The sequence below is a fragment of the Magnetococcales bacterium genome, from assembly GCA_015228935.1.
GTDB lineage: Bacteria > Pseudomonadota > Magnetococcia > Magnetococcales > DC0425bin3 > HA3dbin3.
Genome location: JADGCO010000139.1, coordinates 1,233 through 8,436, shown reverse-complemented (window position 1 = coordinate 8,436; position 7,204 = coordinate 1,233). Strand labels below are relative to the sequence as shown.

Sequence of the window (7,204 nt, the reverse complement as noted above, 5' to 3'; positions counted from 1 at the left end):
ATCCAAGGTTGGGGGCGACGGCATGTTCTGATAATTCCGAGTTATCTAGCCCAGATATTGCGTCAGGGGAGATCATCTCATGGTTTTGGCAGTGCTTCCCCTATCCCCGACGATGAAAGGTGAGATAGTTGGTGGTGCCATGGCATGACCTATTCACCTTGAGTTTGCACGACAATTCCTTACCCGAGGGAGTGTCACGCGCATGGGTGAAAAATGCTTAAAATCAGATATCTTATTGATGATATGGAGAGTGCTGTGGCAGTCGGTTAAGCCATCGTAGGGCACTACCCGATTTTCATCGCCCGCATTCAAGCGAGGAGGCCAAATTTTACCAAATCCGCGCCACCCGTGAATTTTTGGTACGAATTGGAGTCAAGTCATGACCCCCATGATGCACAAGGGCTATGCAGCCCGGATCGAGTACAGCGACGAGGATGAATGCTTTGTGGGGCGTGTCGCTGACGTCAAACCGATCAGCACTTTTCACGGCGAGTCTGTAACCGAAGGTGAGGCAGGCATTTCGGGAGTTTGTCGATTTCCATCTGGAAATTTGTAAGGCACCAACCTGTTCGCCGACCATTCGAACATGTGATGGGATTTGGTAGGTGATTTTGTTCCATTGCAGCGCATTCACGTTGCGGACAGGACAGACATGGACAACAACGGGCATGCGTCCCATTGACATCGACAATTGAGTGTGTATCGTAGCCAATGTATCAGACTAAACCTACCGGCAACTAATTATAAACCAAAGCGGGGAGCTGACAAAATGAAAAAAATTCGTTATATGGTTTTAGCATGTATGGGAGCAGCCTTCTTGCAGGGGACCGCCCATGCGGATCTCAAGGATGGCTTGATTTTGTATTACCCTTTCAACGGCAGCATCAAGGATGAGAGCGGCAGAAACGCCCAGCAGACCGTGTATGGTGCGGAACTGACCGATGACAGGTTTGGGGCAGCCAAAAAGGCGATTGTTTTTTCGCCATCTGGCAAGGAGGCCGGCATGAAGTTTGAGGCATTTCAGCCGGTGCAATCGTTTACGTTGGCCACATGGTTCAATGCGAAGGTTCTTTCCAATTGGCATCCTCTTTTTGAAAAGAAAGGCAATGGCATCGACTTCGGGTTGATGAGGCTATCCGATACGAAAATGAGGATGCGCAACCATCATGAGGGGGTCGAGTCGGATGGGATACCCCTTCATGTAAATTCCTGGCATCATGTGGCGTTTACCTACGATCATGGGAAAAAAATGGTGTCCTACTTCTACGATGGCATCGGAGTCTTCACGCGAAATGATATCCGGTTGCACGATAGTTTCGACAAACCGGGAGTTTTGTATATTGCTGACGGACCGTTTGGAGCCCATGAAGTATTTGACGGAAAAATGGATGAAGTACGCATCTACAATCGTCCCCTGGCTGCCGCCGAGATTCAGGAAATTTTCAAGCTTGAAAGTACAAAACCCACGGATTCCTCCAGCGGCAAGGTTGCCCCGCCCTCCATTGGTGAGCCTCCGGGTCCACAATCCCAAACCGGCAAGCCGGTCAATTTTCCGGGCAACCTGGCACGCCAGGGTGAAGAAGTCTGGGTCCTCAACAACTCATCCAAGGCAACCGTTCACAACAATCCACCCCGGGCAACGACCTTCACCATCAAACAGCCAACACGCCTGACAGCCCTCCATACCTATCACTGGAACAACGGCAAAGGGCAACCTCCCGGTCAGCTCTCTTTGCGTCATGAAGACGGCACCGTCCTGGGTCCGTGGAGTGCCACGGCAGCCAGCAAGACCAGTTGGCTGGTGAACTGTGTACCCACGGATGTGCATCGTTCCCAGTCGCTATCCAAGGTGGAACTGAACGATAAATGCCCGCTCTTGAAGCCCGGTACCTACACCATCATCAATTCCTCGCCTGAAACCTGGTCCCACAACAGTGAAACCCAATCCATGGGTTTCACCTGGGCCAAAGGTGTCAGAGTGGATCATTGATTTTTCGCCAGGAGGAAGGGCGCTGTCCTTCCTCCTGGATTCTGGCCATGATCATTCCAACGAAGTCCCCGTGCCGATTTGGAGTGGACAGTACCAGAACAGGCCGCTTCTTGTCCGAGGCAAGATTGGAGAAAGGAAAGGGAATCAACACCAGGTCGCCGGGCTTAAAAGCATCTGTTTCGATTTGAGAGATTGCAACAGGTCCGGAATGGCCGTGTAGAGGTCGGCGGTCAGGCCATAGTCGGCGATGGCAAAAATGGGTGCCTGGGGATCGTGGTTGATGGCGACGATGGTTTTGGCATCCTTGATGCCGGCCACATGCTGGATGGTTCCGGAAATGCCGATGGCCATGTACAGATCCGGGGCGATGCTTTTGCCGGTCTGGCCGATTTGCCAGTCATTGGGAGCCAGACCGGCATCCACAGCGGCACGGGTGGCTCCCACGGCGGCCTGAAGGGGTTTGGCCAACGCCTGGATGGGCGCAAAATTTCCCCCGGCGGCCAAACCATGTCCGCCGCCTACCACCACCCGGGCCGTCAGCAAATCCTGTTCAGATGGAGGGGAGGGGTCGAACCCCAGATGGCGGGATTGGTTGCCTCCAGGTGGCACGGAGAGACCCTCCAGGGGCGCACACTCCTGGCCAGGGATGGCGGGCGGAAAGGCACTCAAACGGACCGTCAACAGGATCGGCTGGTCACGCAGGCGCACCGTGGCGTACAGGTTGCCGGCATGCAGAGGGCGGACAAATCTGTCCGGTGCCAGAATCTCCACCACCTGACTGGCCATGGCCACACCCAGCAACCCGGCCACCCGGGGCAAGAGGTCATGGCCAAAGGTGTTGGCGGCAGCCAGGATGTGGGTGTGGTTTTCGGCCAGGGTTGTGACCAGGGCGGCCAGATTTTCCACCGGCTGCCGGTCCAGGGAAGGGTGATCGGCCAGAAGGACGGTCTGGACCCCTTCCAGATGGGCACCCTCCCGGGCAGCTTCGGCACAGTCATGGCCGGCCACCAGGAGAACCGGCGCTCCCAAATGCGCCGAAGCCGTGACCACATGGCGCGTCGCCGGGGCCAGATTGCCCTGGCGCAACTCCGCAATGACCAGGGGCTTCATGGCCACAATCCGGCCTGGCGCAGGTGTGCGACAAGTTCGGTGACATTGGCCACCCGTCGTCCAGACGGTCGCGCCGGAGGTTCGGTGAGGGCGACAATCTCCATGTGCAAGGAGGGTGTCAGGTGGAGATCATCCAGGGTCAGATGCAGCAGGGGTTTGTTGCGTGCCCGCATGATGGCGGGCAAACTGGCATAACGGGGCTGGTTGAGACGCAACTCCGCCGTGACCACCGCCGGCAGCATGATCGCCAGCCGTTGTTGACCGCCATCCACCTCGCGCACGACCTGCACCTCACCTGGTTGGCTCAGGTCCAGGCGGGTCACACAGGTTGCCTGACTCCAGCCAAGCAGGCCGGCCAGCATGGGGCCGGTCTGGGCATGATCCCCATCCACGGATTGCTTGCCGGCCAGGACCAGCCCCGGTTGTTCTTTCTGGACCAAAGCCTGAAGAGAACGGGCGACATCGAGTGGTGACAAGGGGAGGGGGGATTCGATCAGGATGGCCCGGTCGGCACCCAGCGCCAGGGCCGTCAGCAAACCCTCCCGCCAGGTCGCAGGACCGACACTGACCGCCAGCACCTCTGCGGCCTGCCCCTTTTCCCGACACCGCACGGCCTCTTCCAGGGCAATTTCGTCAAACGGATTGAGACAGAAACGCACCCCCTCCAGATCCAGGTCCATGGTGTGGCGTTGCAGACGGATCGGGTGAACCGGGTCGGGAACTGTCTTGACCGGAACCAGGATTTTCATGGGGTCCTTGTATGGTATTCGCAGCCACTCCCGGTTTTTTCAATGTCCGGTCAAGGTCTCCACGATGGCCATGACGCGCTGCCAATCTCCCTGGCCATGCGGTCCCTGCACCACATAGCGTCCGTTCACCACTACGGAAGGGGTTCCCCGGATGCCGAAGGTTTGCGCCAGCGACTTGGCCTGGGAAACCTTGGCAATCACGCCAAAGCTGTTCAGTTGTGCCTTGAACTGGTCGGCCTTCAACCCGGCTTCTTCGGCCAGGAACGTGAGGACTTCCGGATTTTCAATATCCATTTTGTCGGTGAAACCGGACTTGAAGATCAGGTGTTTCATCTCTTTGCCCTTGCCCAGCAGCAGACCGGTAAAATAGGCCCGGACCGGACGATCCGGCTGGGGATCGAAGACGATGGGCAGGGATTGAATATCGAACCGCTCCCGATTCTTGTCGGCCCAGGCCTCGAAGACCGGGTGCAATTGGTAGCAATGGGGACATTTGAAGTTGAAAATTTCCAACACCTGGGGCTTGGTGCCGGTGAAGGGAGGGGGGTTGGGAATTTGAATGTACTGTTTGCCGGCAACCAGATCCGCAAAGCGCAGGGGGGTGGTTGCAACGGCTGGTGCCGGGGTTGCCGTGGATGGATTGTTGCCGGGGGGGGCGACGGCAGCCGCGCCGGAAGCCGATGGGGCCGTGGGCGGATTGTTGCCGGGGGGGACGATGGCAGCCGTACCGGAAGCCGATGGGGCCGTGGGCGGATTGTTGCCGGGTGTGGCGACGGCAGCCGCGCCGGAAGCCGACGGGGCCGTAGGCGGATTGTTGCCGGGGGTGGCTGACGTTTCGGCCTGCACCAGGGGCATCATGGCAAGCCAGATGCAGAGAAGCAGCCCGGAAAAAATGGAACGGAAACGGAGCATGGCTAGACCTGTTGGCAAAGTGCTGGTGATCGGATCAGGTGATACCTGCAACCGGCGACGCTTCTGTGACCGGCGACAGGATTATAAGGTTTTTGTGCCCGGATGACAAAGTGCCTGTGGCTGAGGCAGACCCATCAAGGTGCAGCCGCTGCGTCCGTGTTGACGATTTCATAACTGGTTTCGATGGTGGCGGTTTTGCCCAGCATGATGGATGCCGAGCAATATTTCTCCTCGGACAGACGGATGGCCCGTTCCACGGCCTGGGTGGGAATGTTCCGACCCAGGATTTTGAAATGGACCTTGATGGTCAAGAATACCTTGGGATCCTCTTCGGCCCGCACGCCCCGGATGGCCACATCCAGATCCTGCACGTCGTGCCGGCCTTTGCGCAGGATTTGCAGGACATCGATGGAGGTGCAACCACCCAGGCCGATCAAAAACAGTTCCATGGGACGGATGCCCATGTCGCGTCCCCCGACGCTTTCGGCACCATCCATGACCACCGTGTGCCGGGAGCCTGACTCTCCCAGCATTTGTATGCCCTCGATCAGTTTGACCCGTGCGGTGATTTCTGCCATGCCAGACCTCCACAAACCAGGGAAATGGGGGGGGGTGAACCGGTTACAGCGTGACGCAGGATGCCGCAGATGGCAGGGGCATGGAAAGGAAAAATACCAAACGGCCATCCAGACCAGAATCGATGCGGGGCCATGACAATTTGCTGGACAAGGTGGCGGGTTTGCCTGGACAATCCAGGATACGGGTATTACCAATGGCAGGCACAGTCACAGGGGAGATCTGCATGGCTCATGAGACCGAAGTGGTGCAAGAAGTGGATTCGCTCGCTGAATTACAGGCTCCCGAACTGGCCAAGGCGGCAGAGCTGCTCCGCTTGTTGCAGGGACGCAGCGGTGAACGGCATGCCGTGGTGTTGCAGGATTTTCCGGATCCGGATGCCATTTCCTGTGCCTTCGGCTACAAGCTGCTTGCCGAAAGCCATGGTATCGAAACAGACCTGCTCTATGCCGGACGCATCAGCCATCAGGAAAACCTGGCTCTTATCAATCTGTTGGATATTACCATGCTCCAATGGCCGGAAAAAGAGATTCCCAAGGGGCAATACCAGGGGGCGGTTTTTCTCGACAATCAGGGCACCACCTCCCGCATGACGGAGTTCATCGAGCGGGCCGGGGTGCCGATTCTGATGGTGGTGGATCATCATGTGGATCAGGAACGGTTGCAGCCCCTGTTTCTGGATTTGCGCATGGTTGGGGCGAGTGCGTCCATTTTCACGAGTTATCTCCAGGCCGGATTGCTGGATTTGAAAAATTCCCGGCCAGAACACCGGCGGCTGGCCACTGCCCTGATGCATGGCATCATTTCCGACTCGGATTGTATGATTCATGCCAAGCCCCCCGATTTTCAGGCGGCCATGTATTTGCAGCCCCTGGTCAATCCGGTTCTGTTGTTTGAAATATTGAACCAGAAGAGAAATCACAAGGTGATGGAGGTGATTCGCATTGCCCTGGCCAATCGGGTGATGCGGGAAAATTTTTGCATTTCCGGAGTGGGGTATCTGCGCTCCGATGACCGGGATGCCATCCCCCAGGCGGCGGATTTCCTGATCACCGAAGAGACGGTTCACACGGCCATTGTCTATGGGGTGATCACCTATCCGGACGGGCGGGAGGTGATTCAGGGTTCCCTGCGGACCAGCAAACAAACCCTGGCCCCGGATGCCTTCTTGAAAGAGGCCCTGGGCCGGGATGAAGAAGGCCATTTTTATGGGGGAGGCAAAAGCAGCGCCGGTGGCTTTGAAATTCCCTTGGGCTTTCTTTCCGGGCATGACAATCCAACCCTGGCCGAAGTCAAGTGGGAAGCCTTCAGCAACAAGATTCGCCACAAGTTTTTTCAAAAAATTGGTGTGGAGTCCTGAAGCGTGGTTGCCGCAAGCGTGGTCGCTGGAGACGCGGTCTCTGAAAAAGTGGTCGCTGAAAACGTGGTTTCCGCAAACGTGGCTTCCGCAAGCGTGGTTGTCGGACAATCGGATGCCGGTCGGGAAGAGGGCGCGACCCTGGCGGGAAAACCCCGCTGGCTCAAGGTGCGCGCTCCCACCTCGGCGGCGTTTCGGGCCGTGCAGGGGGTGGTGCGACGCCATCAACTGCATACGGTTTGCGAGTCGGCAGCCTGTCCCAACATGGGGGCTTGCTGGCATGCCGGAACTGCCACATTCATGATTTTGGGAAATTTGTGTACGCGACGCTGTGCCTTTTGCGCGGTCACCACCGCCCGGCCCGGCCCGGTGGATCCTGCGGAACCGGCCCGGGTGGCTGCGGCTGCCCGCGAGATGGCCCTGGTCCATGTGGTCATCACCTCCGTCAATCGCGATGATCTGGCCGATGGCGGTGCCGGGCAATTTGCCGCCTGCATCGAGGCGTTGCAC

General features: G+C 57.7%; 7 protein-coding genes and 1 pseudogene (1 of these 8 running past the window's edge). 4 read left to right on the top strand and 4 right to left on the bottom strand.

The genetic code is table 11. The features are described 5' to 3' along the window. Positions 1-379: 379 nt before the first annotated feature. Positions 380-556: a hypothetical protein gene (locus HQL65_19240; protein ID MBF0138371.1), complete on the top strand. Its 177-nt coding sequence runs from the start codon at positions 380-382 to the stop codon at positions 554-556. Positions 557-802: 246 nt separating this feature from the next. Next, on the top strand, positions 803-1,990 hold the full coding sequence (locus tag HQL65_19235) for a LamG domain-containing protein (protein MBF0138370.1): 1,188 nt from the start codon (positions 803-805) through the stop codon (positions 1,988-1,990). A 144-nt stretch (positions 1,991-2,134) separates the two neighbouring features. Here HQL65_19235 and HQL65_19230 read toward each other — a convergent pair whose 3' ends face one another. The 4 genes from HQL65_19230 to HQL65_19215 all read right to left on the bottom strand — a co-directional run bounded on the left by HQL65_19230 (position 2,135) and on the right by HQL65_19215 (position 5,330). Continuing rightward, on the bottom strand, positions 2,135-3,100 hold the full coding sequence (locus tag HQL65_19230; protein MBF0138369.1) for an electron transfer flavoprotein subunit alpha/FixB family protein: 966 nt from the start codon (positions 3,098-3,100) through the stop codon (positions 2,135-2,137). Further along, complete coding sequence (locus HQL65_19225) at positions 3,097-3,849, bottom strand: electron transfer flavoprotein subunit beta/FixA family protein (GenBank protein MBF0138368.1); 753 nt, start codon at positions 3,847-3,849, stop codon at positions 3,097-3,099. Before HQL65_19225 ends, HQL65_19230 begins: the two co-directional genes overlap by 4 nt. A 39-nt stretch (positions 3,850-3,888) precedes the next feature. Then, positions 3,889-4,761: a DsbA family protein gene (locus tag HQL65_19220; protein MBF0138367.1), complete on the bottom strand. Its 873-nt coding sequence runs from the start codon at positions 4,759-4,761 to the stop codon at positions 3,889-3,891. Between the two features lie 134 nt (positions 4,762-4,895). Next, complete coding sequence (locus HQL65_19215; protein ID MBF0138366.1) at positions 4,896-5,330, bottom strand: OsmC family protein; 435 nt, start codon at positions 5,328-5,330, stop codon at positions 4,896-4,898. A 233-nt stretch (positions 5,331-5,563) separates the two neighbouring features. Between HQL65_19215 and HQL65_19210 the strand changes: the two genes are divergently transcribed. Then, positions 5,564-6,697: a bifunctional oligoribonuclease/PAP phosphatase NrnA gene (locus HQL65_19210; GenBank protein MBF0138365.1), complete on the top strand. Its 1,134-nt coding sequence runs from the start codon at positions 5,564-5,566 to the stop codon at positions 6,695-6,697. Between the two features lie 93 nt (positions 6,698-6,790). Next, a pseudogene (gene lipA / locus HQL65_19205) lies at positions 6,791-7,204 on the top strand (lipoyl synthase) (it continues 540 nt past the right edge of the window).